Annotated in this window: 20 protein-coding genes; 11 read left to right on the top strand and 9 right to left on the bottom strand. The window is 66.9% G+C overall.

All coding sequences use genetic code 11. The features are described from left to right. Nucleotides 1-65 precede the first annotated feature (65 nt). On the top strand, nt 66-554 hold the full coding sequence (locus tag KA383_07055; GenBank protein MBP7745877.1) for a hypothetical protein: 489 nt from the start codon (nt 66-68) through the stop codon (nt 552-554). A 10-nt stretch (nt 555-564) separates the two neighbouring features. Here KA383_07055 and metG read toward each other — a convergent pair whose 3' ends face one another. From metG to KA383_07040, 3 genes are read right to left on the bottom strand one after another with little or no spacing between them, the layout of a single operon-like run. Further along, nucleotides 565-909 carry a methionine--tRNA ligase subunit beta gene (metG, locus tag KA383_07050; protein MBP7745876.1) on the bottom strand — a complete coding sequence of 115 codons (345 nt, stop codon included), beginning with the start codon at nt 907-909 and terminating at the stop codon, nt 565-567. 24 nt (nt 910-933) lie between these two features. Then, entirely contained in the window at nt 934-1,884 is a 951-nt protein-coding gene (locus KA383_07045; protein ID MBP7745875.1) for a hypothetical protein, read from the bottom strand. After that, nucleotides 1,885-2,889 carry a phosphoribosylformylglycinamidine cyclo-ligase gene (locus tag KA383_07040; protein MBP7745874.1) on the bottom strand — a complete coding sequence of 335 codons (1,005 nt, stop codon included), beginning with the start codon at nt 2,887-2,889 and terminating at the stop codon, nt 1,885-1,887. Nucleotides 2,890-3,095: 206 nt separating this feature from the next. On the opposite strand from KA383_07040, the gene KA383_07035 reads away from it, so the two are divergent. The 9 genes from KA383_07035 to KA383_06995 all read left to right on the top strand — a co-directional run bounded on the left by KA383_07035 (nt 3,096) and on the right by KA383_06995 (nt 13,318). After that, on the top strand, nt 3,096-3,824 hold the full coding sequence (locus KA383_07035) for a UMP kinase (protein MBP7745873.1): 729 nt from the start codon (nt 3,096-3,098) through the stop codon (nt 3,822-3,824). After that, nucleotides 3,824-4,387: a dual specificity protein phosphatase family protein gene (locus KA383_07030; protein MBP7745872.1), complete on the top strand. Its 564-nt coding sequence runs from the start codon at nt 3,824-3,826 to the stop codon at nt 4,385-4,387. Before KA383_07035 ends, KA383_07030 begins: the two co-directional genes overlap by 1 nt. A 485-nt stretch (nt 4,388-4,872) precedes the next feature. Beyond that, nucleotides 4,873-5,472 carry a PEP-CTERM sorting domain-containing protein gene (locus tag KA383_07025; protein ID MBP7745871.1) on the top strand — a complete coding sequence of 200 codons (600 nt, stop codon included), beginning with the start codon at nt 4,873-4,875 and terminating at the stop codon, nt 5,470-5,472. A 503-nt stretch (nt 5,473-5,975) separates the two neighbouring features. Beyond that, complete coding sequence (locus KA383_07020) at nt 5,976-6,860, top strand: hypothetical protein (GenBank protein ID MBP7745870.1); 885 nt, start codon at nt 5,976-5,978, stop codon at nt 6,858-6,860. Nucleotides 6,861-7,260: 400 nt separating this feature from the next. Continuing rightward, nucleotides 7,261-7,440 (top strand): hypothetical protein, encoded by a 180-nt coding sequence (locus KA383_07015; GenBank protein ID MBP7745869.1) that lies wholly within the window; start codon nt 7,261-7,263, stop codon nt 7,438-7,440. A gap of 47 nt (nt 7,441-7,487) precedes the next feature. Beyond that, a complete protein-coding gene (locus KA383_07010; GenBank protein MBP7745868.1) occupies nt 7,488-9,452 on the top strand; it encodes a TolC family protein in 1,965 nt (654 codons plus the stop codon). Then, nucleotides 9,433-11,322, top strand: a complete 1,890-nt coding sequence (locus tag KA383_07005) for an HlyD family efflux transporter periplasmic adaptor subunit (GenBank protein MBP7745867.1) — start codon at nt 9,433-9,435, stop codon at nt 11,320-11,322. Before KA383_07010 ends, KA383_07005 begins: the two co-directional genes overlap by 20 nt. Before the next feature lie 17 nt (nt 11,323-11,339). After that, nucleotides 11,340-12,050, top strand: coding sequence for an ABC transporter ATP-binding protein (locus tag KA383_07000; GenBank protein MBP7745866.1), 711 nt, complete (start codon nt 11,340-11,342; stop codon nt 12,048-12,050). A 77-nt stretch (nt 12,051-12,127) separates the two neighbouring features. Beyond that, nucleotides 12,128-13,318 carry an ABC transporter permease gene (locus KA383_06995; protein MBP7745865.1) on the top strand — a complete coding sequence of 397 codons (1,191 nt, stop codon included), beginning with the start codon at nt 12,128-12,130 and terminating at the stop codon, nt 13,316-13,318. Between the two features lie 147 nt (nt 13,319-13,465). Here KA383_06995 and KA383_06990 read toward each other — a convergent pair whose 3' ends face one another. From KA383_06990 to KA383_06980, 3 genes are all read right to left on the bottom strand, one after another. Continuing rightward, nucleotides 13,466-15,991: a family 10 glycosylhydrolase gene (locus KA383_06990; GenBank protein ID MBP7745864.1), complete on the bottom strand. Its 2,526-nt coding sequence runs from the start codon at nt 15,989-15,991 to the stop codon at nt 13,466-13,468. Nucleotides 15,992-16,189: 198 nt separating this feature from the next. After that, complete coding sequence (locus KA383_06985; GenBank protein ID MBP7745863.1) at nt 16,190-18,004, bottom strand: HEAT repeat domain-containing protein; 1,815 nt, start codon at nt 18,002-18,004, stop codon at nt 16,190-16,192. A 579-nt stretch (nt 18,005-18,583) separates the two neighbouring features. Further along, nucleotides 18,584-19,075, bottom strand: coding sequence for a hypothetical protein (locus KA383_06980; GenBank protein ID MBP7745862.1), 492 nt, complete (start codon nt 19,073-19,075; stop codon nt 18,584-18,586). 115 nt (nt 19,076-19,190) lie between these two features. Here KA383_06980 and KA383_06975 point away from each other — a divergent pair, with 115 nt between their 5' ends. Next, nucleotides 19,191-19,373 (top strand): hypothetical protein, encoded by a 183-nt coding sequence (locus tag KA383_06975; GenBank protein MBP7745861.1) that lies wholly within the window; start codon nt 19,191-19,193, stop codon nt 19,371-19,373. Nucleotides 19,374-19,477: 104 nt separating this feature from the next. Here the strand turns inward: KA383_06975 and KA383_06970 are convergent, their stop codons facing one another. The 3 genes from KA383_06970 to KA383_06960 all read right to left on the bottom strand — a co-directional run bounded on the left by KA383_06970 (nt 19,478) and on the right by KA383_06960 (nt 23,454). After that, nucleotides 19,478-20,347 carry a hypothetical protein gene (locus tag KA383_06970; GenBank protein MBP7745860.1) on the bottom strand — a complete coding sequence of 290 codons (870 nt, stop codon included), beginning with the start codon at nt 20,345-20,347 and terminating at the stop codon, nt 19,478-19,480. A gap of 123 nt (nt 20,348-20,470) precedes the next feature. Further along, nucleotides 20,471-21,592 (bottom strand): GntR family transcriptional regulator, encoded by a 1,122-nt coding sequence (locus tag KA383_06965; GenBank protein MBP7745859.1) that lies wholly within the window; start codon nt 21,590-21,592, stop codon nt 20,471-20,473. Nucleotides 21,593-21,666: 74 nt separating this feature from the next. Continuing rightward, on the bottom strand, nt 21,667-23,454 hold the full coding sequence (locus KA383_06960; GenBank protein MBP7745858.1) for a hypothetical protein: 1,788 nt from the start codon (nt 23,452-23,454) through the stop codon (nt 21,667-21,669). Nucleotides 23,455-23,471: the final 17 nt, after the last annotated feature.

The following is a 23,471-nucleotide window of genomic DNA, read 5'->3' as shown; positions in this document are numbered from 1 at the left end:
CTTTCGTGGCCCGACGACACATGCTACCATGCCGCGTGGGTTGAAATCGAGCAAAGGAGCCCCGGATGTGCGTCAGACAGACCATGGGTGCTGTTCGGTTGGTGGGGGTGGTGCTGGCGCTGGCCGCGGCCGGCTGCACCATTCAGTTCGGGCCCGACGATAATCCCCCGCCGCAGCCGTCGACGATCACGATCAAGCTCTACAACGGGACGACCAAGCCGCTGGACCCGGAGATCTATGTCGGCGCGATCAGTGGCGGGCTCGGCCAGCTCTTCACGTCGGCTAACAAGCGGACCGACTTCGGGTTCGCCGGGCTGGGGCTGGTCGAGGCCGGCAAAGAGGCCACACTGAGCGTGAACTGCGGCGCGGGAGTCTACATCGCGACGGCCGGCGGGCTGTATGGGGATGACCTGAACGCGCCGCTGGGCGAGGGCCAGCAGATCGTGCTGCAGGAGGACCTGAACGTGCGCTGCGGCGACATCGTGCGGTTCACGTTCAACCCGGCCGGCAGCTCGCTGGAGACCAGCTACACGGTCGAGCCGCAGAGCAACTGAGCCGCATTGGTCAGGACACGCGCGCGCCGGCGGCGATTGGCCGTTCGGTGGTCAGCAGGATGACCTGCGTGTGGTCGGGGCTGGTCGCGGCGAGCAGCATGCCGTTGCTGTCCAGGCCGCGCATCTTGCGCGGCGCCAGGTTCGCCACGACGATGATCTGCTTGCCAACCAGCGCGGCGGGCTCGTAATAGCCGCGGATGCCAGCGATGATCTGGCGCTGCTCGGTACCCAAGTCCACCTGGAGGACCAGCAGCTTGTCGGCCGCCGGATGGGGCTCCGCCTGGAGCACCGTGGCAACGCGCAGGTCCAGCTTGAGGAAGTCGTCGAACTGAATGATGGCGGGAGTCTCGGACATCGGAAGCTCTCCTGAGCCGGCCCGTCAACCCGGGCCGAGAAAGCGCGCGCGCATGAAGGCGACGTACTCGCGCTCGACCGTCTCCAGGTCGGCGCTGATGAAGTTGCAGAACAGATCGCGCCCGTAGTTGAAATCGCGCTGGTCCGACCAGATGTGCGCCGCACGGGCGCTTTGTTCCGTGTCGGCTGCGGACAGGCTGGCCAACAGGCGCTGGAACCCGGCGGCATACTTGCCGCCCTCACCCTCGCGCAGAAACAGCACCAGCGCCCAGACCTGCCCGTAGTAGGCGCCCACGGACCGGTTGCTGCCGGAGATGATGTGCCCGGCGTCGGTCTCCAACAGGCGGCGCAGCGGGTGCAGGTAGTCGCCGATCAGGGCCGCGGCCAGTTCGTTGCGGCGCGACGGGTTGTACCAGGGATCGAATTCCCGGATGCCGTGATCATCCCAGCGCTGCCCTTCACAGCAGACGGCCAGGCCCTCGTGTACCCAGGGCGGCACCGGCGTCGGCACACATTTGTATAGATATTGATGAAAGCCCTCGTGCGCGAACAGCGGGAACGTCACCTCGTGCGACACGTACTGGATGACGGATACGCCGCGCTCGGAGTAGCCGCCGTTGCGGACCTGGAGGAACGTGCTGGCACGCGGGCCGGTGAAGCGGCGCGTGAATGCCTCCCACTGGTGGCGGCCGGCGAACAGGAAGACCTGCATGCGCTCCGGCGGCGTGCGGGCCGGCGGCACGAGGCGCGTGTAGTTCTCGTAGGCCGCCTCGACGAAACCGGGCAGCGCCTCTCGCAGCACCGGATCGCGCAGCGTCGTGTGAACAACATAGTGCGCCGAGGTCAGCTTGAAGCCCGGGACTTGCGCGAACGTCCACGGCTCGCTCTGAAATTCGACGGGCGGGCGCGGCTTGGTCGCGACGCATCCGCTCAGTGCGAGGACGATGCTGCTGATGAGAAGCCCGCTGCGCCGCATTCAGACGATCTCCACCCGGCCCGTGCCCTTTCGCACGCGACCGATCACGGCAGCCTGCTCGCCCGACTTGGTAAGCCGCCGGACGACGGCCTCCACCGACTTGGGCCGGACCGCCAGCACGTAGCCGATCCCCATGTTGAAGACGCGGTACATTTCCTCCTCGGCCACGCCGAGGTGTTCGAGCAGACCGAAGACCGGTGGGACGGGCCACGATCCGCGGCGGATGATGGCGTCGCAGTCGTCGGACAGCATGCGCGGCACGTTGCCGGGGAGCCCGCCGCCGGTGATGTGGGCCATGCCGGTGATGAGCGGGCGCTGCTGATAGTGCCGCAAGGCGTCGAGCACGGGACGGACGTAGATGCGCGTCGGCCGCAGCAGGGCGTCGACCAGGGGCTCGCCGAGGGCGCGGGCCGGCTGCATGAGCGGCAGCCGCGCATCGTGCAAGAGCAGCTTGCGCGCCAGGGCGTAGCCATTGGAATGCAGGCCACTCGAAAGCAGGCCGACGAGATGGTCGCCCGGCCGGACGTTTTCGCGCACCAACATGCGGCTGCGCTCGACGACGCCGACCGCGAAACCGGCGAGGTCGAAATGGCGCTTGCGGTACAGGTCGGGCATCTCGGCGGTCTCGCCGCCGAGCAGCGCGCAGCCCGCCAGCTCGCAGCCGGCGACCACGCCGGCGACGATCTCCGCCACGAACTCGGGCTTGAGCTTGTGGACGGCGACGTAATCGAGGAAGAAGAGCGGCTCCGCCCCGCAGCACAGCAGGTCGTTGACGTTCATCGCGACCAGATCGATGCCGACCGTGTTATACCGGCGGGCCTGGATGGCCACGAGCAGCTTGCTGCCCACGCCGTCGGTGCAGCCGACCAGCACCGGGTCGCGAAACTTGCGCGCGAACAGGCGCTCGTCGTAGTCCAGCCGGAACAGGCCGCCAAAGGCGCCGTGGCTGGGCAGCACGCGCGGGCCGTACGTCCGGCGGACGAGCGGGCCGATGAGGTCTTCCATGCGGTCGGCGGCGTCGAGATCGACACCGGCGGCGGCATAGGTCAGGTGCGGCGCGGGGTCGGCGGTGCTGGGTTTCACGGTGCCCGTCTTACCCGAAATCGGCCGGCTTGTCAGCGGCCCGGCCCTGCCTACGGCGACTGGCCGAACGCGCGCCGCCGCCGTATCATCGCCCGCACAGCGATCCCGGACGGAGGATGTTGCCAGCCATGACCGCGCAAAACCCCTGCTACCGGCGTGTGATTCTGAAGATCAGCGGCGAGGGCTTTTGCCCGCCGGGCGGGTTTGGTGTGCACCGGGCCCCGCTGGACCGGATCGCGGCAGAGATCGGCGAGGTCGCGGCGCTGGGGGTGCAGGTTGGGGTGGTCTGCGGGGGCGGCAACTTTCTGCGCGGCTCGCGCTTTGCCGACGAGCTTGGCATCGACCGGGCGACCGCCGACTACATGGGCATGCTGGGCACGGTGTTGAACGCCCTGGCGCTGCACGACGCGTTCGAGCGGCTGGGCTTCTCGGCCCGCATCCAGAGCGCTCTGACGATCAGCCGCGTCGGTGAGCCGTACGACCGGCACCACTGCCTGCGGCATTTCGAGGACGGGCGGATCGTGATTCTCGCGGCGGGCACCGGCAACCCGCACGTGACAACGGATTCATGCGCGGCCATGCGGGCGATCGAGCTGAAAGCCGACGTGCTGCTGAAGGCGACGAAAGTGGATGGCGTGTACGACGATGATCCGGCCCGCAACCCGAACGCAACGCTGTATACGCACGTTTCATACGACCAGGTCATCGACGGTCGGTTGCGGGTCATGGACATCAGTGCAACCGAGATGTGCCAGCAGTACAACCTGCCCGTCGTCGTGTTCAATCTGTACAAGCATGGGACGCTGCGGCGGGTCGTGCTCGGCGAGCCACTGGGCACGCGGATGGATGCAGACTGATGGCCGGCCCGCCGCCGCGCACGCGCTCCGGGCTGTCTGACCCGCACCAGTGGCGTCTATGGCTGGCCGGGCTGATCGGCAGCCGGTACGACGGGTTGTGCCATTTCGCGGTGGTGGAGCCGGGGGTGCTGATGCGCTGTGGGCAGCCGCGGGTGCGCGAGCTGGAGCAGATCCGCGTTGAGCATGGCCTGCGAACCGTGGTGTGTGCGCGGGGCGGGACGCGACATCCGCTGCGCGGGCGCTGGTTTCGCAAGGAGCAGGTATACTGTGCGGCCGCGGGGATTCACTTGGAGCACATGCCGTTCTCGGACGCGGCGACGCCGCCGGCGGATGTGTTCGAGCGGTTTCTGACGCTGGTGGCGGAGCCGACCCGGCGGCCGGTGCTGGTGCATTGCGAGCAGGGTTTTCATCGCACGGGGATTCTGTGCGCCGCTTATCGGATCCGCGCGTGCGGCTGGGCGCTGGAGCAGGCGCTGGAAGAGATGCGCGCGTACGGCTTCGACTTTGAGCGTGCGAAGCGTCGACCGTTGCTGGACGCGCTGCGGGTCTGGGCCATCGGCTGATGGGGGGTGGGGGTTGACCGGTCCCGCTTCCGTGCCGCGGCAAGCGATGATCGGAAGGCGGGGGTTCAGGTTTGACTGGAGGCGGCCCGGGTTACTTCCTTCTGGTCCGGCGCGGGGGATTCACGGCTGCCCGCAGTGGCGGATGGAAGCGCACCCGGATGGCTATGCGCGGCAGCGCCCGCTGGTTGCCACCGTTGAGAAAATGAGGCGCGCACGGCGCATGAGTTCAACTTGGAGCGCCAAGAACATGTTATTTTCGGACGTTTAGTGCAAATCCGGCCCTCGCAGGCGCCGTAACTTGACCTCCTGAAAGTGGGGGGCCTAAACGTAGGGTAGAGCACTGTTCCATTGCAGACATTGAGGGAGCAGGGCAAGACGCGCCAAGTCGGGTGTCGAAACACCGGGGCTTGGAGCAGTGGAGAGTCCGCGCCCTGGGGTGCAACTTCACCTCCGGGTATGGCTCATAACGAAAGGAGCACACACTCATGCAGTCGACACGCCGCGCTGTACTCGTGGGTCTCATCGCGCTTATTCTGCCGGCCGCCATGGCCCAGACGTTGACGATGGTGACGTTCGCCGATCCCGCGGATGACGCCTCGACGCCGCTGTTCACCTTCGACGGCGCCCAGTTCCAGGGTGGCTGGACCGGCCTTAATCTGGACTTGCTGACGCCGGGCCTGCCGCTGACGGGCGACATCCCGGATGCCACTTTTACGATGACCACGCTCTCGGCGACGCAGATCGTGCCTGGTTACTACTCGCTGAGCGGCGGGACGATTGAGTTCTTCGACGCGTCCAGCGTCCTGGTCTTCCGGATCACGTTCCAGTCGGCCTCGCTGGCGCCGGACATCGGGTTCGGGGCGAGTGATCTGGCCCTGCAGAACGTGGTTTTCTACGATCCCGCGCAGCCGACGCAGCCGTTCGGCCAGGATCGCTTCGCGTTCAGCTTCGCCAACGACGCCCAAGTGGGCGATCTGGCCACGTGGACCGCGTCGTTCACCTCGTCGGCCATCCCTGAGCCCGCGTCGATGGTGCTCCTGGTTGCCGGCGGGCTGCTGATCAGCCTGCGTCGTCGCGAGGCGTAGTTCCCGGCGTAGACCGGCACGCGACTGCAACATGAGTTTTGGGTGCGGCGGGCGCCGTAAGGCGTTCGCCGCGCCTTTTTTTTCGTCACGCGGTGAGCTTTCGGGTGCGGGGCGGGGCCGCGTTCAGGCTCGCGGGGTGTGCCGCGGTCCGCGGTACGGAAGCGGTGACGGATAGCGCGCGACGCGGCGGACGAGTCAGTGCTGCGGGCCGGTTCGGGGCCACTTGGACTGGTTGACCTCCCGGGGTAGAATGGGCGGACGCATTTGAGGCGATTCGAGGATCCGCAGCCCGGACCGGCGCCCAACGTCGGGGACCAACCCCGGCGAAGGGGTCTGCACGGGGCTGTAGGCAAAGTTGGCGAGTTCGTACGGCCCGACGGTCGGGTCGGGCAAGGGTGACTGGAAATCCAACATGAGGGCCGGAGAGGGCTGAACCCCCGATCACGGTCCAAGCGAGTCCCGGAATGAATCAGAGAACGCAAACGCAACTGATGTGTGGAATCTTGTCCGTAGTGCTACTCGCCGTCACGGCGTCCCCGGCCTTGGCCGTAGTCATCTCAGGCCGGGTGCTGTTGGAAGACGGGACACCCGCCGCCGCCATCCTGATGAAGGTGACGGGCTTGCCGGACAACACGCTGACGAACAACCAAGGGTACTACTCAGTCACGGTGCCGGCGGGGTTCACCGGCACAGTGACCCCGACCGATGTCAACTTCGTGTTCGAGCCGGAGAGTCGTGAATACGCCCTGTTGTTCGTGGATCAAACCAATCAGAACTATGAGGCGCTGCAGGCCGTGTTCTCGGTCTTCGGTTTCGTCCGCGACGCGGACGGCGTGGGCATTGCCGATGTGGAATTGAGCGGTTTTCCGCTGGACATCAGCACGGATGCGGACGGCTACTACCAGACTTACGTGCTGCGCGACTGGTCCGGGACCGTGACGCCCAGCAAGTCCGGCTACACGTTCACGCCCGCAAGCACGACTTTCGAAGCCGTTACGGAGAACATCGGCCCGCGGAATTTCCTGGCGGCGCTGGAGCCATCGGACCCCAACGATGTCGAGGATCCCAACGACATTGAAGATCCGAATGACATCGAGGATCCGAATAACATCGAAGACCCGAACGACGTCGAAGACCCCAACGACATTGAAGACCCGAATGACATCGGAGATCCGAATGACATCGGAGATCCGAACGACATCGAAGACCCCAACGACATCGATGACCCCAATGACCCCAACGACGGCGGCGATGATTTCATCCCGAGCGCGTGCGGCTGTGGTGCCGGCGCCTGTGGCGCAGGGACCCTGGGCTGGCTCCCGCTGTCCATCCTCGGCTGGTGCGGCTTGAAGCGGCGGGTGAGCCGCCGTTACGCGGGCATGCGCTGATTCGCGTGCGTGCCGCCGACTGAAAGACCGCCGATAGAACTGGCGTGAACGCGCGGGCACGGTTCGCCGTGCCCGCATGCTTTTCGGAGGGGGACAACGGGACACGACCGGAGTGCACGACAGTCTGCGAACCGATCTGGTCGCGGCGACGGCGGCGCGCCCGGTACAGACAGCCCGTTACCAGCACGCGAAGCAGCGTGGTGTGCTGCGCGTAAGAATGTGTAAATCTGGGCTCCGAAGTGGCAACGCTCCCGCCGGCGCTCTTGAGCGCTTGCCGTCCATGCGGCCACAATAGGGGTGCCGCCAGCGTGTCGGTGGACAGCCACAGTGGAGCGCAAGTCCGCGCGCCGGCCGCACAGTACGGCGGCAAGCATGTGGGAGTCTGAATGTGAACTTTCGGATGGCTGGACGGTCGTGCCGGCGCTGGGCCGTTTGGATGCTGGCCGGGACCTTGTGGTTGGCGAGCGGGGGGTGCCCGATCGACCAAGATCTCGTCGTGACCGAGACGACGCGGGCCGCGCTGCAGGCCGCGGTCGACTCGCTGGTGGAGGCCCTGGCGCAGTACCTGGCCGGGAACTGATGATCACCGCCCGAAGCGCGCCCCACCCCTGGTTGCCTACAAGCGTGATGAAACGACTACACCCTGCAAGCCCGCGCTGTTCCACCGTCGCCGCGCGACCGCCCGGCACCCGCCTGGCGCGGCTGATCTGCCTCGGCAGCGCCGCGTTGTGGGCCTGCGGCTGCACGGCCGAGTTCCATCGCCGCGACGCGGATCGGGTCGCGTACCGGGCCATCGCGCAGACGCAGGCCCAGGCGCTGGGACGCACCGAGCCTTTCACGGTCGAGCGCCCGGTCGAGGCGCTGCGACGCCGGCTGCTGCTCGATCAGCAACTGCCGCGTGCCACAACCGCCTCACTTGGCGCGCAGGACATCGCGCCGATTCCGCAGTGGCCGGACAAGGCCTACCTGCAGCCGCAGGGCACCACGGACGAGTTCATCGCGTCGCTGCCGTCAAACGCGCCGCTGAAACTGAAGCTGACCGACGTCCTGCAGATCGCCGCCCATGAGAGCCGCGAGTACCAGAGCCAGAAGGAAACCGTGTTCCGCACGGCACTGCAGCTCGACCTGGAGCGCGACGCATTTCGCCAGACGTGGTCGGGCGTCCTGACGAGCCTGTTCCAGTCCAACCTGGAACGGACGGTGGCCCTCGATGACAAGGGGCACACCGACCTGCAGACGGTGTCGGGGTTCGAGAACGACGGCGTGCTGGAGTTCTCGCAACGGTTGAAAAACGGCTTGAGTTTTACCGGGGCACTCGGCGTGGACCTGGTCTCGCTGATGACCCAGGACCGGCTGTACTCGCGCGGGCTTTATGCGGATGTCAGCATCTCGCTGCCGCTGCTGCGCGGCGCGGGCGAATTCGTCGTGACCGAGCCGCTGACGCAGGCCGAGCGCAATGTCGTCTACGCGATCTACACGTTCGAGCGGTTCAAGCACACGTTCGCCGTCGACGTCGCCACCGACTATTTCGACGTGCTGCAGCAGTGGGACCAGGTGCGCAATGCCGAGGACAACTACCGCAGCCTGATTGCCTCGACCCGCCGGGCGCGGCGCCTGGCCGACGCGGGGCGGCTGCCCGAAATCCAGGTGGACCAGTCGCGGCAGGACGAGCTGCGTGCCCGGCAGCGCTGGGTCGCGGCGACCGAGCAGTACCAGCGGCGCCTGGATGCGTTCAAGGTGACGCTGGGCCTGCCGGCCGACGCGGATGTGACCCTCGATTACGGCGAACTGGAACGCCTGGCAGCCCGCGCCGAGCAGGCGTTCCCGCCCGAAGCGGGGGTTGCCGGGGCGGCGACCGCACCGGCGGCCGATGCGCCGATCGAGTTGACACCGCCCGGGACCGGCGCGGCGGGGCCGTACGAGTTCGATCCGGCCGAGGCCGTCGCCATCGCGCTCGCCCACCGGCTCGACCTGCGCGTGGCCCTGGGGCAGATCGACGATGCGCAGCGCACCGTGGCCGTGGCCGCGGACCAGTTGCGGGCCGACGTGACGCTGCTGGGGCGCGGGTCGGCCGGAGCGAGCCGCACCCTGGCGAGCGTGAGCTCGGATGACGCGATCCTGCGGCCCGACGAGGGCACCTACTCGGCGCTGCTGACGGTGGATCTGCCGCTGGAGCGCACGGCCGAGCGGAACACGTACCGTGCGAGCCTGATCGGATTGGAGCAGGCGGTGCGCGCGGCGCAGCAGTTCGAGGACCAGGTTAAGCTCGACGTCCGCAACCGTCTGAGCCAGTTGCTGGAGGCGCGCGAGTCACTGCGCATCCAGACGGACGCGGTGGCCGTGGCCCGCCGGCGCGTCGAGAGCACGAACCTGTTCCTGGAGGCCGGGCGCGCCGAGATTCGCGACGTGCTGGAGGCGCAGGACGCGCTGATCTCGGCCCAGAACGCCCTGACCGCTGCGCTGGTCAGCTACCGCCTCGGTGAGCTCGCGCTGCAGCGCGATCTGGGCGTGCTCGCGGTGAACGAGCGGGGGCTCTGGCAGGAATACCTGCCGCAGAATGAGGCCAAGGAAGATGAGTCTCCCGAAAACTAACGGTACACGCTGGCGGCGATGGCTGCCGGTGATTCTCGGCGGCGTCGCCGTGCTGGCGGTCGCCGGCACGATGGTGCTGTCACGGGCGGCCAGCCTGGCGGGCACGGCCACGACGGTGCCGACCTTCACGGTGCAGCGCGGGCCGCTGACCATCAGCGTCGTCGAGTCGGGCACGATCAAGTCGCAGGACCAGGTGGTGCTGAAGAGCGAGGTCGAGGGTCAGACCACGCTGATTTTCCTGATCCCCGAGGGGACGCGCGTGCAGGAGGGTGAGTTGCTGGCCGAGCTTGACGCCAGCAAGCTCCGCGATGACCGGGTCGAGCGGCAGATTCAGGTTGACAACGCCCAGGCGGCGTACATTCAGGCGAGCGAAAACCTGTCGATCGTGAAAAACCAGACCGCCGGGGATATCTCCAAGGCGGAACTGGCGGCCGAATTCGCCGTGCAGGACCTGAAGAAGTACATGGAGGGCGAGTACCAGCAGCAGCATCGCGAGGCGACCTCGAAAATCACGATCGCGAACGAGGAACTGAACCGCGCCAAGGACAAGATGGATTGGTCGAAGCGCCTCTGCGACGAGAAATATCTCTCCGGGACGGAGTACGAAGCCGACCGGCTGACCTACGAGCGCGCCAGGCTGGACTACGAGCTCGCGCTGGCCGCCAAGGACCTGCTGGAGCAGTACACGCACGAGCGCCAGCGGCGGCAGCTCGAAAGCGATGTGGAACAGACCAAATTGGCGCTCGATCGCACGCGGCTGAAGGGCAACGCGGATATCGTGCAGGCGGAGGCCCAGCTCAAGGCGAAGGAAGCCGAGTTCCGGCAGCAGCAGGTCAAGCTGGCCAAGATCGACGAGTTGATCGAGAAGAGCAAGATCATCGCGCCACGCGCGGGGCTGGTGGTGTACGCGACGTCGTCGCGGCAGTCGCGCCCGGGCATGACCCAGCCGCTGGAAGAGGGCCAGACGGTGCGCGAGCGGCAGGAGCTGATCTACCTGCCCTCCACCGACGCCATGATGGCCGAGCTGATGATCCACGAATCGAGCCTCGGCAAGGTCCAGCCCGGCCAGCCGGTGCAGGTGACCGTCGACGCGCTGGCCGGCAAGAGCTTCGCCGGGCGCGTCCGTTCCATCGCGCCGCTGCCGGATGCTCAGAGCATGTTCATGAACGCCGACCGCAAGGTCTACGCCACGCGGGTGGACCTGCTGGGGGCGAACCCCGAGCTGCGCACGGGCATGAGTTGTCGGGCGGAGATCATCGTCCAGACATTCGAAGACGCTTTCTACATCCCGGTGCAGGCGGTCATCCGCGAGGCGGGAAAGCCGACGGTCTATGTGCGCAGCGGCAACCAATTTGTCCCCCGCGAAGTCGACGCCGGCCTGGACAACAGCAGCATGATCCACATCGCGTCCGGGCTCACTGCGGGTGAGGTGGTGAGCCTGGCGCCGCCTCTGGGCGCGAGCGCTGCGCCGTTTGCGGCCGCGCTGCCAGCGGCCGCGTTGCCGCCGGCCAACGGCGCGAACGGACAATCTGGAGCGCTGACGGGCGTGCCCGGCTCGCAGCCCGGCTTCGCGCCGACAGCGGACCCGTCGGGAGAGGTGCCTGCCGCCGAGGGCCAGCCCCGCGGGCGCGGGCGCCGCGGCGGCGATCAGCCGTCGGGGGAGCGGTCGGCCGAGCTGCGGCGCCGCATGGAGAACATGACGCCCGAGGAGCGGGAAGAGTTCATGCAGCGGATGCGCGAACGGCGCTCCGGCCGGCAAACCGGCGAGGAAGGTGGTGCTCCGCCGAGCGAGCCCGCTGGTGACCAACCGGCCGGCCGGCCGGGTGGTCCACCGGGTGAGCCGCCCGGTGGTTCCGAGCAACGCTCATGACCGCGCGCAGCGCAGGGATGACCACGGGCACGGGCGCCGAGACGGGGCTGGTCCGAGTGGAGAACGTGACCAAGATCTACCAGGTCGGCACGACGGAGGTGCGCGCCCTGGCCGGCGTCACGCTCGCGTTCGAGGCCGGGAGCTTCTGGGCCATCATGGGCCCGAGCGGCTCCGGCAAGAGTACCCTGCTGAACCTGCTGGGCTGTCTCGACCGGCCGACGTCCGGGCGCTACGTGCTCGAGGGCCACGACGTGGCCGAGTTGGACGACAACGCCCTGAGCGAATTGCGCCTGCGGCACCTCGGGTTCATCTTCCAGAGCTTCAACCTGATCCCGCAACTGACGGTCCGCGAGAACATCGAGTTGCCGCTGTATTACCTGGACTGGGAGGCGGGCGCGAGCGCGCAGCGCGCGGAGGAGATGGCCGAGCGCGTCGGCCTGGCGGACCGGCTGAACCACCGCCCGTCGGAGCTCTCGGGCGGCCAGCAGCAGCGCGTCGCGTTTGCCCGCGCGCTGGCGGCCAACCCCGCGATCCTGCTGGCCGACGAGCCGACTGGTAACCTCGATAGCGCCACCGGCGAACAGATCATGCAACTGCTCAAGGAGCTGAACCAGCAGGGCAAGACGATCATCATGGTCACGCACGAGCCCAACCTGGCGAATTACGCACGGTACCGCCTGCACATGCGCGACGGGCTGGTCGACCGGATTGACGAGGATCCCGAATGAGAGCGATGAAGCTCTATCGCAACATTCGCCTCGGCATCAAGACGCTGACGTTGCACAAACTGCGCTCGTTCCTCACCATGCTGGGCGTGGTCTTCGGCGTGGCGAGCGTGGTGGCCATGCTGGCCGTGGGCGAGGGGGCCAGCCGCGAAGCGCTCGATCAGATCCGCAAGCTCGGCTCCACGAACATCATCATCACGTCGATGAAGCCGGTCGAGGAGGAGTCCCGCGGTACCGTCTCGCCCTTCAGCATGAGCGTCTACGGCCTCCTGTACGCGGACGAGCAGCGCGCCGCGCAGGCGCTGCGCTCCATCAAGCGCACCGTCCCGGTGAAGCTGGTGCGCAAGGAGGGGCGCCTCGGCGAGCGCAAGCTCGACATGCGAATCGTCGGCACGACGCCCGACTGGTTTGACCTCGTGCAACGCGACGTGATCGCGGGCCGCGTGATCTCCCCGCGCGACGCCCAGCGGCACGCGGGCGTGGTCGTACTGACGGAGTACGGTGCCCGCCGGCTGCTGGCGACCGCGCGCTCGCTGGGTGAGACACTGCGGATCGGCGGCGAGTACTACGAGGTCATTGGCATCGTGCGCAGCGAGTCCGGACAGGGCGGCGCCATCCAGACGCCGGACCAGGAAATCGACGCGTACATCCCGATCGAAGTCGCGCGCGAGCGTTACGGCGACATGACGGTGATCATCACGTCGGGCTCGATGCTGCGCGAGATGGTGGAACTGCACCAGCTCATCGTGGAGGTGGACGCGATCCAGAACGTCGAGGCCACCGCCGCCGGTCTGGAACGCATGTTGAAGCAGTTTCACCCCAAAGTGGACTACCGTTTCAGCGTGCCGCTGGCGCTGCTGCGGCAGGCCGAAGCCACCAAGCGCACGTTCAATGTCGTGCTGGGGTCGATCGCGGGTATCAGCCTGCTGGTCGGCGGCATCGGCATCATGAACATCATGCTCGCCTCGGTGACCGAGCGCACGCGCGAGATCGGTATTCGCCGGGCGATCGGCGCCAAGCGGGCCCAGATCATCGTGCAATTCCTGATCGAGACGATGGTGCTGTCGACGACCGGCGGGTTCTTCGGCGTGGCGATCGGTTTGGCGATTCCGTGGCTGATCACGCGGATCGTTGGCATGCCGACGGTCGTGACAGGGTACAGCCTGGCCCTGGCGGTGGGCATCAGCGTGACAGTCGGTCTGATCTTCGGGCTCTATCCCGCCCGGCACGCCGCGAACCTTGACCCGATCGAAGCCCTGCGCCACGAGTGAGCGCGCCCGCGACGCGACCCAGTCCGAACCGGCAACGGGAGCGAGCGAACGTCACACGCGCCACGGCGGCTTGGCGCGCAACGGGTGGCACGATTTGGCGCAGCCCAGCCGCGGTTGTCGGCATCCCTGCGACGCCGCCGTGTACTGTCACTCCCCCGTGAACTCCTGTTGAAACACCATGAAGTCGCCCAGGTCCACGTCCTGGTCGCCCTCGAAGTCGGCGGCGGCGCACATCGGCGGCCGGTCGTTGTCCGGCCCCTGCAGGCAGTTGGCCAGCAGCGCGAAGTCATCGCTGTCCGCGTCCGCGTCGCCATCGAAATCGCCCCACGCGGGCAGCCCACATCGCAGATCGATGTCGTCGATGTAAACCGTGAACGGCCCGGCGCCATCGACAATCGAGAACGCCAGGTGCTCGAACGTGCCCTTGTTCGTGCCGGTCCACAGCACGCCGTCGCCGTTCAGCCCGAGAATCGGGTCGGTCAGCGGATCGAAGACGAAAGTCTGCCAGACTCCCGGCTGCGGCTCGACCAGCACGCCCTGCGGCGCGCCATTGAGGTCCGTCGCAGCGCCGACCCATTCAATCGTGCCCGTCGTGCCGCCGTCCTCGCCAACCGCGGCAGTCGTGCCCGTCTCGCGTATGCCCACCGCCAGCCGTAGCCGGCCGCTATCCAGTCGCAGCCGGACCCGAATCGGGCGATCGAGCTCAACCGTCGGGTTCGGTACATACGGGGCGTTGTGCGTGGTCAGCCGCAGCCAGCGCTGCGGGTCCGTGTCGACGAACTGCCACTGCACGAGGTAGCAGTTCGGCGGGCTGAATGGCGTGACCGCGGTCGTAACCTCGGCCACGTCCGGCGCCGCCAGCAGGTCGGTCGAGGTCGAGCCGCTGTAGCGCGGCCGGTTGAACAACACCCGCTCACCCGCCGCGTACGCGTCGAAATCCGTGAACAGGTGAACTTGGCAGGGCGGCGGACCCGCGACGGCGACGTACCAGCTCTCATCGTCGGAGCCGCTGGCGTTCGTGGCCCGCACCGTGAAGAGGAACATCTGGCCGATCTCGCTTTCGCCGGGTGTCCAGCCGCTCACGAAGCCTTGCGCGCCCACACTGGCGCCCGACGGCCCATCAATTAGCGTCCACGAATCCGCGATGCCCTGTGTCAGCGCCAACTGACGCGTGTACGCCGTGCCTGCCTCCACGACATCGGGATCGGGCGTCACTTCAGCGATGATCGGCGGCAACGGCAGACCCAGGTCGATATCACGCTGCACGACTTGCCCCGCGGCCACCGTCACGCCGGTGGCCACCGTTGTGGAATACGCCGGATGCGCGGCCGTCAGCGTGTACGTTCCCGGCGGAACGAGCAGGAACGAGTAGAACCCGTCGCCGCTGGCGAGGGCGGTGTACGTGGAGCCGTCGCGGTGAAGCTGCGCATCGACGACGGGTACGCCGTTGCCGGTCACCGTGCCGACGATGATCCCGGTGGTGGGCGCGGTTTTCCAGTCCATGGTCGGGGTCGCGACCGGTGTCTGGTACACGTTGGCGAGGTAGTCGTCGCCGAAGGTGAACGAGCCCCACGAGAACACGCTGTTGCCCTGTGCGCCGCGCTGACGCGTCAGGATGATCTGTCCCAGGAGTGAAGTGACGCCCTGTGACGTGATCTGCCCGGCGACGACGTGGCGCCCGCCGTCGAGCGCAAGCCATTGCTGAAGCCGCAGGTCCCAGGTCGAGCCGGCCCCGCCGGTGAAGTACATCATCGGCACCAGGATGTCGAGGCCGCCGGTCTGGGCCCACGCGGGCGCGTCCTGGTGCTGCGCGGCCGGCGCGGTGCTCGGGTTGGAGTAAACCGCGGCACTGACCGCGACCTCGGGCCGCACAGCCATGATGGCGGCGTAGATGTCGCGGACGGTGCGCGTGATCTGGTCGGCCGTCCACGCGGTGAAATCCAGGTCGTCCGGGTTGCTCTGCGGGTCGTTGAACCGCGCCAGGCTGATCGGATCGTACGAGGGCTGGTTGGACCACGGCGTGCGGATGCGGTCGTAGTGTACGCCGTCGACGTCGTAGGTCTGGACGACGTACAGGACCTGCTGCCGGATGTACGCCTGGAACGCCGGTACGCCCGGCGCGATCCACACGTAGTCGCTCTCGCTGAACTGCACGGGGTTGGTGGGGTTGTCGTGGTGCAGCCAGTCGCGGTGGGCCGGATCGGACGCGTTGCAGTGCGCGTAGAACAGGTGGTTGGGCTCGGCCGGCGGCGTGTGGGCCGAGCTCTGCCAGCACGTGTGGATGTTGATGTAGGCGTGCAGCTCGATGCCGCGGGCGTGGGCCGCCGCGAGCGCGTAGGCCAGCGGGTCCCAGCCCGGGTCGCCACCCCCGAGGAGGGGTGACCAGACCTCGTACGGCGAGGGATACAGCACGTCCGCCTGGCCGCGAACCTGCAGAAAAACGGCATTGAAGTTCGCGTCGTCCAGGTCCTGCATGAGCGCGTCAAGGTTCGCCTTGCAGGCGGCCTCGTTGGGGGCGGGCCAGTCGAACCGCGAGGCCCACATGGCGCGGAACTCCGGCGTCTGGGCACCCGCATCAATGACGACGGCGGCACAGACGACGACCGCGATGACCCCGCGCCAACCCCGCCGTCGAGCGACCGCCTGAGCCCCCGGTTGACCTGCCAACCGCATCCGCGCACCGCCTTTCTCCCCGCGGCCATTGTACACCTGCGGCGACGGGACCCTGAGGGCGAATTGGCGGAAAGCACTCCGCCGGCGTGGCCTGCTCGGGTGGACGCGGCGGGAGGCTATCGGACCTTGGCTATTGTCGCACCCGCGTTCGCGCTCAGCCGGCGGGCGCGGAGCGTCGTTGAAGCAGCGTGCACTCGGCTACGGTCCCGTCGTCTGCGTGGCAGTCGCCGGTCGCCGTCCAGCTCTCTTGTTGTCCGAGTGCGCCGGGTTGCACACCGTCTCGGCGTGGCCGCCGGAGTAATCGACAATCCTGATTCGGTCGCCAGCCTCGTTGAAGAAATGCCACTCGCCGAACCGGTCTCCGTTAAGGGTCTGGCCTCTCGCCCGCAGGTTTCCGTTGGGCCAGCACTCCTCGACCCACGCGAACTTCCGTTCCTCCTTCCAGAGCGCCCCAAACTCAACGGAGAGCATGCCGATCCAACAGTGCTCTTCGCACGTGGGTGGAAACCGCGCGTACTCGAGCCGCAACATGCGGCGGTCCGGCTCCGCGCGCAGGAAGCTACTGTAGAGCGCGATCTCGAACTCGATCACCTCGCCGGGCGTCAGGTCCGTAAAGTCGGCGTTCGTCTCTTCACTGGGCTGCGGGCCGGCAGCATAGTCGTGCAGGCCGCCGGGCCACTGCAGGTTCACGGCCGACGGGAAGCGCCGGATCGTGATCGGGTGGCCGATGACATTCCGCAACCGCACGGTGACGAGCGCGTCGTCCGCCGGTAAATACATCCCCGCGCGCAGGGCTGACTGCACGCGCGTCGGCTCGGTCGTCGGCGCGGGCTGGCTCGAAGCCGGGCGCGCCGTGCCGACCAGCTCCGCCGTCACTGGGAACTCCGGGTCGGGCAGCAGCTCCGCGAGGCGGCGCTTCTGTTGTGGGCGGTCCGCGAGGTCTGCGACCTGGGACCACGCGTCTGCCGCTGCGGACACGCGATACGGAAACCAGCACCCGGTCAGCGCGTGCAACGCCGCGCGGGCCTTGAGCGCCGGAATTCCCCAGTCATCGCCGTAGCGGTATGCGCTGCGATCGTTCTCCAGAAAGGGAATCAGGAGCGGCACTGCCCGCGGCTCATCCCAGGCGGTGACGGCGTCAATGATCCTGCAGGCGACCGAGGCATCGTCCACGCCCGCGACTGCTGTCGCCATGGCGGTCAGGCTGGCCGCGTCCTTGTCCCGCGTGAGCAGGCCGATGGCGACGCCGCGCACGGTCGGGTTGCGATCCGCCAGCAACGCCCGCAGGCGCGGCTGGCGCTCGGTTTTCACCAGTTCGGCGTAGACCGCGACCGCCAGTGGGCGCAGCTCCTCGAGTGTGCTGTCGATGATGCGGCCGACGGCGGGGGCGGCCTCGGCGAGCAGACGCTCGCGCTCGTGCGGGCGATCGTATGCCAGTTCGTCGCCTTCGCGCGGCCCGAACGGCCAGGGCCAGATCTCGCCGCACGCGTAGCGGAGCGCTCGGCGGACGATCAGCGGGTCGCCCGCCTGCAGCAGCGCGATCACGGCGCGGTCACGATCCGGCGTCAGCAGCGCCTGAAAGTACGGCTCGAGCGCGAGGGGCTGGACTGCGCGATAGTACGGGATGTGCAAGTATTCCAGCGGGTCGGCGGCGTCCCAACTGCGCTTGCGGTCGAGGAACCAGAGGCTGGGCTGGGTGATGTCATCCACATCCCCGGGGATATCCGTTGACGTCCAGGTTGCCAGCCCGCTGCCGTCCGCGTTCCACGCGACCCCCCAGCCGAACATGAGCTGGTGCTTTCCAGGTTGCAGGTCGCCGCACAGGACGCGGAGCACGTTCAACTCCGTGAATGCCTCCGGCTCTTTGCAGACGTTGCCGGCTATCAGGTGGTGTTCCCTGACGGCGGCCCGGTCCCAGGTGGCAACGACGACGATGGGGTGCTGAGAGATCTGGTAATCCGTCTGGTACAGCGGTCCGGTTGCCCAGCACGCGGCGTTACCGACCAGCAGCATGAGCGCTATCGCAGGCGAATTCGCTAATGCGGACCTAATTGCTGATTGCATGCCCGCCACCTCCATCCATCGCGTGCCCACATTCCGGGCACCGGCCGCTGACGTTGCCGGTGAGGTCGTAGCCGCAGCTTTGGCAGCGGCTTGTCGAGATACGCCGAGAAATGTCGAGCCGCCAAAGAGCGAGAGATGCAGCGAACGTCACGCCTACGAGCAACCAGAGAGGAAGGGACAGCATGTACCCCGCCCGTCCTACGCGGTATTCCGCCGCTGAGCAATCGCGGCCGGTCAACCCTACAAAATTGGCAGACGTTCCGAGCACCCGTGATATTCTGCCGGGTGGCGCAAGCGGAAAGAACAAATCATGACTGCCCCATGACCACCCGGGCTCCCCCGCCCGCACGTATTGGGGCCAGGTCCAACAACAGTGAAAATCGCCGTTCTGGAGGTACACGCAGACATGGCCCTCGGGACTCCCCCAGCTGACCGACGTCAGCGCGTTGAACACGGTCATGACGACGCTGAGCGCGAACCCGGTGGTTGCGCCCCACTTCGCCACAGGCCGCAATCGCCGCGACTGCGTCATTCTACTACTCCGCGCTCACATTTACACGTTACCCGTTTGCCGCACTCCGGGCACCGCCCGCTGACGTTGCCGGTGAGGTTATAGCCGCAGCGCTGGCAGGCAGAGAATGCATACTTGGGGACGCGCAGAAACCAGGCCGCCAGGACCAGCGGCGGCAGCAGCATGTACAGCGGAAAATACGCGATTCGCTGGTTGGAGCTGAATGTGAAGCCGCCCTTGACTGGCCGCCAGTACCAATGCAGCGGACCATCGGCCCCGTCCCATGGGCTCTTGAACCGCATTTCGACACGCGGCCAATGGGCCAGATCGGCCCATTCGCAGCCGATGCCCCAATAGGTTAGTCCGGCGCCGCCGTCGCGGAGTATGAGGCGCTCGCCGCCCCAATCGAACGAGAGCGGCGCGAACGACGTAATCAACAGGAGCGCGGCGAGTGCGCCGGCCGCGCCCGTCGCCAACCACCATAGTCTGCGTCGAAGCTGACGCGGCATGCGCTATCCCGCTGTGAAGTTCCCGCGCTGTGAGCACCGCCCGCAGAAGGCACGCAGGCCCACAAGAGCCCAGCCGATGCGATTCTAATCCGTGGCGACGACTCGATGAAGCGGCATGGTCAAGAAGGCAGGCCGCGGCCATTTGCTCGCGCGCGACTTCCTCCAGCGCAGCTTTGAGCTGGCTGTGGCGGTCGTCGGAAAGCAGCGTTTGCCGGCGGGCGAGTTCGAGCAGCGGGCCGCATTCCTGCGCCGAGCCGCGTGCGATCATGAAGAAGTGCCGCGATCGGCTTTCGTGTAGCGGCCGTTGCGTTCGGCGAGATTGGCGGCGATCGACCACGCCGCGCGATTCCATCGACCGGTCTGCGGAAGTTGCGCCCTGCTCACAACCCGCCTGCCATCGGCCTACGGGCAGATGATCGGCAGGGAGTTCGTACTGAGCAGCGTCACGAACGCGTTGATGTCACTGAAACTCGGATACGTGCCGTCATCATTGATGTCGCCGTTCTTCGCGCTGCAGCCGGTGTACGTGGTTTGCCACACCGTGAAGTTGGACAGGTACAGCACGAACGCGTTGATGTCCACGAAACTCACCTGGTTGTCACAGTTCAAGTCGCCCAGGCAGTACTGCGGTCCCACCGCGAAGGTGATCACCCCGTCGTTGAGCAGCGTCGTGGTCGCCGTCCGCACCGGCGAGTGACTCGGCGGCGCGCTGATGCTCTCCAACACATTGGCCAGGACGTTCGCCACGCGGAAGATGTAGGTGCCGCTCGCGCCTGGCGCGGCGAACGAACCGCCCGCCACCACCTGGGGTCCACTTTGTCCGATGCCGCCCAGCACGTTGACGTCCTGGCCCATGGTCGCGCCGGGCAGGCCGAACGTGTTCTGGCTCCCGCCGATCTGGACTAGGTTCATGGCGCCGGGGGTCCCACGCTGCACGCCCGTGTAACCCGAGGTCGGCACGGTTTCGCCAGGGTTGCAGATGCCTGCCGGTCGACTGAACTGGGCCATGGTCGCATCCACGCTGGACAGGGCGGCCGGCGGTATATCGAACTTGGCCGGGTTGTTGGGGTCCTGCACCAGATCGCAGACGAGCAGGGCCAAGCCCGCATTGTCGCCGGTGGACACGGTGGTCTTGATCGTCCACTCCACCGTCGTGCCCGGGGCAAGGGTCAGGCCGTTTTGCGGCGATTCCAGGCTGACCGTCACGGTCTGGCCAACGGCCAGGCTGGCGGTCATGAGCATGCCGAGTGCGGCGATGAGCATGTTACGCATGATTTCCTCCTGCCGATCAGTCATTGTCTGGCAACGTGCCCAGCATGGGTGCTGGCGGTTACTTCTTATGTCCTGCATGTCTCTCCGGCCGGACGACTGCCGTCCGGCACCGGGTAGAAGACGTCAACAGGGTGCGGGCCCCGTGGAGCCGCGCACCGTCAATTCCGTCGGCAACAGACAAGCGCGTGCGTCCGGTTGCCGGTCCACGATGGAGCGTCGGGTCAGGCTGTAAGCTTGGGCGGCCATTTCATTCAGCGGCTGCCGCACGGTCGTCAGCGGCGGATCGAGCAGGGAGGCCGAGGGTGGATCATCGAACCCGATGATTGACACGTCCTCCGGAATGACCAGCCCCGCTTGGCGCGCTGTCTGCATGGCCGCGAGCGCGAGGTAGAACCCACCGGCCAAAATGGCCGTGGGGCGGTCGGGACCGGTCAGCCGGCGCTCGAGCCGGACCTTTGTGTCGTCGTCCAGTATCACACTGTCCCGGGAGACCTGCAGTTCCTGCGGCTCCAGCGTGATCCCGTCCTTAGCCAGCTCCGCGGTGGCGCCCACGACGCGGTCGCGCGCGTTGCTCAGGCTCAGCGGGCCAGAGAGCAGCATGAACCGCCGGTGCCCCAGCTCGAGCAGATGCCGGACCGCGGCACGCGCGCCGCTGGCGTTGTCGCAATCGACGCAGACGACACGACTGGTGGGTAGCGTCCCGCCGAGCACAACCACGGGGCAACGCTGGGCCAGCTCTTCGACCTGCCCCTGCATCTCCAGGACGGGGTGCACGCAGATGGCGCCGACGTCCTTTCGGCGTCGGTCGCGCAGGTCGCAGCGGTCGTGGAAGAAGAACTCGACCCGCCGTGCATCGGCCCAGGCTGCGCGCCGCAGCGCGTTGATGATCGTGCTGTGGTAGTAGTCGTCGATGTTCACGTGTCGATCGAGGATCAGGCCGATGAAAAGCTGTCTTTGCACGCCGTTCCGGGGGTCAACGTCCTCGCGGACGTAGGTTCCGCGGCCGACTTCGCGGCGTAACCAGCCGGTCTCCACCAGACCTTCCAGGGCCTTGTGGGCCGTGATCAGGCTGATGTCGACGAGCGATCCGATCTCCTTCGTCGAGGGCAGCTTGGTGCCTGGGGGCAACGTGCCCGCGCGGATGGCGCCGATGAGAATCTCGCGCGCCTGCAGATACTTGGGGGTCGGATTCTGATGGTCGACCCGCCGAAGCGTCAAACCGTGATTGAGGCCAGGTTCCTGCATGATTCGCTCGCCGCCAGCGCCCACGACCCAACGACACGTCGTTGCCGTGCCCGGCTGAATGCTGCCGAACGGGGCTAGGGACCACCGATCGTGTTCCAGACTTCCTCCATGGCCCAGAAATCTTCGATGTCCACGTCACAATCACTGTCCGTGTTCATCCGCATGCAGTTCAGCGAAAGGCGCGGCGCATCCGGCGGCAGCTCCGACCCGGTGAAGCACGCCTGGAAGCCCCAGAAGTCGCGCATGTCGGTCACGCCGTTGCGCGTATAGTCGAACTGCGGGTAGGCGGGGCCGTCCGTGGTTTGTGCCTTGAAGACATAGACCAGACGATCCTCCAGGCTGCACACGACCAGCGTGCCGCCGGTTTCGTCGTAGTCGAGGTCGTAATACGCCAGACCCGTGCTGGCGCTCGGGAGCGGGCTGCACGGGATGGGGAGCTGTGCCACCTGCGCACCCGACAGGTTGAAAAAGCGGATGTCAGTCAACTGATTGCCGCCGAACGTTGGCCGGTTGTTCGCCACCACCAGATCCTCGGTCAGGTTGACCAGATTGCTGGCGGACACGACGGCCAGCCCCTGGCCCTGCGCGAACGGGCCATTCGGGAAGCCGTTGACCGGGTCCTCGTTGCATTCGCCATCGTCGTCCGGGAGGTTTTTGTTGCCGATCGGACGTTCATTCACCAGTTCCGTGGCGCTGTACACGTCATCGCCGGCGGGAATGCTATCGATCAATCCGTTGGCACCGGCCGCGATGATGTTGGCGCCGGGCGCCGTCGCGCCGTTCACGGGGATCAGTTGCACGTCGTCGCCGGTGGCCACCGTGTTGGCCACGCCGTTCCCGCCGGCCGGTTCCTCGATGAAGCGCGGTGCCGGACGAAACGGCGCGGTCGGCAGGTTCGGATTGCGCGGAATCCGCTCGGCCGCATTGGCGTTTCGGACGAACATGTCGCCGGTGACCGCGTCGAACGCGATCCCCCGGTAAAAGGTCGCGGGACACGTGGCGTCAATGTCCTTTATGTTCACGCGGGTCGCCGGGTCGTTGGGGTCCAGCCCCAGGGGGTTGGTTGCGTCGATGACGCGGAACCCAAACTCCGCGGCGGCGGGCCCGCCGTTCTGTGGCACGAACAGGCGGGTCGGATCGAGCGGGTCGACCGCCACACCGCCGTAGAACCGGTCGCCTGGCTCGAAGGGCGGGACAAAGGGGTGGAAGGGATCACTGAGCTGCCACAGGAATTGGCCATATGCCGGGCTGTTCGGATCAACGTCCACGGCCGCGATGTACGAGCCGACCTGTGGATCGGCACCCGGCGGCAGCAAGGTGGGGTTGAGGTCGATGATGTCGTCAAAAGCGACATACAGGATCTGGGCGACCGGGTCGAGATCGATTCCGGTGAAGGAATCGGTGTTACGAATCCCCGGGCCGAAATGCACGGTGTTCAGGAACTTGACGAGCGAACCGTCGAAACCGGACGTGGTCAGGATGTTCTGTACCTCGCCGACGCCGAGCGAATTGTACCACGCCAACTGCTTGTTGAGCGTGCTGCCCTCATAGTTGTAGCCGTTGTGGTAACCGCTGATCCACAGGCGGTCGCCGTCGACGGTGATCGCGCCTGGGTTGGTTCCCAGCCGCGGGTCGGCGCGGTAGAGGGCGTAGTTCGGCGGGGGGCCGCTGGCCGGATTCCACGCGCTGGGGAAATTGGGGTCGCTGGGATCCAGCGGCACGCCCTCGGGTGCGCTGAAGAACTCATACAGGTCAATGACATTCACCAGCACGAACGGCTGGTTGGGGTCGGCTGACGCGGTCGGCACGCCGATCAGGCCGGTCAATCCGAGCAGTATCAAGATGCGGCACGATAGCTTCATGATCTGGATTCCTCCTT

This window comes from Phycisphaerae bacterium (assembly GCA_017999985.1).
Taxonomy (GTDB): Bacteria; Planctomycetota; Phycisphaerae; order UBA1845; family Fen-1342; genus JAGNKU01.
Note: the sequence above shows the minus strand (reverse complement) of the source record. Positions and strands in the feature narration are given on the sequence as shown.

Coding starts and splice junctions, on each gene's coding strand:
- KA383_07010 (MBP7745868.1), top strand. CDS start 7,488: ATGAAACGACTACACCCTGCAAGCCCGCGCTGTTCCACCGTCGCCGCG.
- KA383_07015 (MBP7745869.1), top strand. CDS start 7,261: ATGGCTGGACGGTCGTGCCGGCGCTGGGCCGTTTGGATGCTGGCCGGG.
- KA383_07000 (MBP7745866.1), top strand. CDS start 11,340: ATGACCACGGGCACGGGCGCCGAGACGGGGCTGGTCCGAGTGGAGAAC.
- KA383_07035 (MBP7745873.1), top strand. CDS start 3,096: ATGACCGCGCAAAACCCCTGCTACCGGCGTGTGATTCTGAAGATCAGC.
- KA383_07025 (MBP7745871.1), top strand. CDS start 4,873: ATGCAGTCGACACGCCGCGCTGTACTCGTGGGTCTCATCGCGCTTATT.
- KA383_07045 (MBP7745875.1), bottom strand. CDS start 1,884: ATGCGGCGCAGCGGGCTTCTCATCAGCAGCATCGTCCTCGCACTGAGC.
- KA383_07005 (MBP7745867.1), top strand. CDS start 9,433: ATGAGTCTCCCGAAAACTAACGGTACACGCTGGCGGCGATGGCTGCCG.
- KA383_07030 (MBP7745872.1), top strand. CDS start 3,824: ATGGCCGGCCCGCCGCCGCGCACGCGCTCCGGGCTGTCTGACCCGCAC.
- KA383_06995 (MBP7745865.1), top strand. CDS start 12,128: ATGCTGGGCGTGGTCTTCGGCGTGGCGAGCGTGGTGGCCATGCTGGCC.
- KA383_06960 (MBP7745858.1), bottom strand. CDS start 23,454: ATGAAGCTATCGTGCCGCATCTTGATACTGCTCGGATTGACCGGCCTG.
- KA383_06990 (MBP7745864.1), bottom strand. CDS start 15,991: ATGCGGTTGGCAGGTCAACCGGGGGCTCAGGCGGTCGCTCGACGGCGG.
- KA383_07040 (MBP7745874.1), bottom strand. CDS start 2,889: ATGGAAGACCTCATCGGCCCGCTCGTCCGCCGGACGTACGGCCCGCGC.
- KA383_06985 (MBP7745863.1), bottom strand. CDS start 18,004: ATGCTGCTGGTCGGTAACGCCGCGTGCTGGGCAACCGGACCGCTGTAC.
- KA383_07055 (MBP7745877.1), top strand. CDS start 66: ATGTGCGTCAGACAGACCATGGGTGCTGTTCGGTTGGTGGGGGTGGTG.
- KA383_06965 (MBP7745859.1), bottom strand. CDS start 21,592: ATGCAGGAACCTGGCCTCAATCACGGTTTGACGCTTCGGCGGGTCGAC.
- KA383_06980 (MBP7745862.1), bottom strand. CDS start 19,075: ATGCCGCGTCAGCTTCGACGCAGACTATGGTGGTTGGCGACGGGCGCG.
- metG (MBP7745876.1), bottom strand. CDS start 909: ATGTCCGAGACTCCCGCCATCATTCAGTTCGACGACTTCCTCAAGCTG.
- KA383_06975 (MBP7745861.1), top strand. CDS start 19,191: ATGGTCAAGAAGGCAGGCCGCGGCCATTTGCTCGCGCGCGACTTCCTC.
- KA383_06970 (MBP7745860.1), bottom strand. CDS start 20,347: ATGCGTAACATGCTCATCGCCGCACTCGGCATGCTCATGACCGCCAGC.